This is a genomic window from Rhodoferax sp. RT5P35, from assembly GCF_056521385.1.
In genome coordinates, this window is the sequence record NZ_JBWMAX010000134.1 from 1 (window position 1) to 1412 (window position 1412).

Sequence of the window (1412 nt, forward strand, 5' to 3'; positions counted from 1 at the left end):
CTCCAGCATGTCGCCGATGTTGATGACGAAGGCCTCCTCGCCGTCTTCTGCGTACGGTAGAACCTCGACCACCACACCCTGGGCGTTAATCACCTCCAGACCGGGCAGGTCGGCGGGCAGCAGGCGATTCGCCACCAGCATGCCGATGGCGGCAATCAGCATGCCGGTGACGGCGGCCACCGCCAGGCCATCCACCACGCGGCTGCCCTGGCTGCCGGCCTGGGCGTGCTTGGCTTTGCGCTTTTCCACATAGAAGATGAAGCCGGTGGCGATGCACACGCAGCCCAGCAGGCCGCCCAGCACATACAACCAGCGCAGCAGCCAGTGCTCGAAGTGCTGCAGGTGCAGGCCGGTGAGGAACTCGGTGGTGGCCGCCACCGGGGTGCTGGCGGGTTCTTCGTGCAGTACCTCGCCAGTGCTGGCCTTGAAGTGGATGGCCTCGCCCACCAGGGCCACGCGGTCGCCGCCTGCGCGGTAAATACTCACATAGCCATTGGCATCGCCCAGGTGGTGCAGCTGCAAAAAGCCCACCTGGCCCGCCATGTCGCGCGCAGCCCAGCGGCGCTGGGCCTCGGCCACCATCGCGTCCACCGAGGCCAACGGAGCCGGAGTGCCCGCGCGCCCATGCGGCAGGCCGGTGGCGCGGGCTTCCACGATTTCGTGCTGGTCGGGCAGGCCCTTGAGCTGGAACTGCGATACAGGGAAGTAATACGAGCCCGCAAAGATCAGCAGACCGGTAAAGGCAAAGAAAAAATGGAACGGCAAGGCCACCACGCCGGTAAGGTTGTGCAGGTCCAGCAGGCTGCGCTGGGTGGACTTTTTGGGCCGGAAGGTGAAGAACTCGCGGAAGATCTTGCGGTGCATCACCACGCCGGTCACCAGCGCGGCCAGCATCACCAGACCGGCCAGGCCGACGGTAAATATCCCCAGGTTCTTCCAGTCCCAGTGCAGGCTGTAGTGCAAGGGGTAGAACCATTGGCTGCCGATCTTGAGCTGGTCGGTAGGCACCACGGCACCCGTGCGCGGGTCGATGGTGGCGTCGCCGTGGATATGGTTTTCGGCGGTCGTATCCAGCGGCAGCGGCACGCGAAAGCCTGCGCCTATGGCCAGCACCGGGTCGCGGTGGGTGGTGTAGGCCCAGTACTCGTCGGCAGGCAGTTGCAGGCGCGGGGTCTGCGGGCCTTTGGCGGGGTCGTGCAGGGTGGCCATGTTGGCGGCGTAGTCGGCCTCGTCGGGCTGCAGCCGGGCAAAGGCGGGGGCCAGCACGGCATCGAAAGATGGCATGGGCTGCGGCGCAAACCGGGTGCTGGGCACGGCCCAGCGGTCGATCTCGCGGTCGAACACCGACACCGATCCGAAGAAGAAGCACACCATCAGCACATAGCCCAGCACCAGGCCGAACCAGGTGTGCA

The 1412-nt window shown here is 66.0% G+C and carries 1 protein-coding gene; it reads right to left on the minus strand.

The features are described 5' to 3' along the window. A partial coding sequence (locus AC097L_RS24335; RefSeq protein ID WP_479589297.1) for a PepSY-associated TM helix domain-containing protein occupies positions 1-1412 on the minus strand: 1412 nt, incomplete at both ends.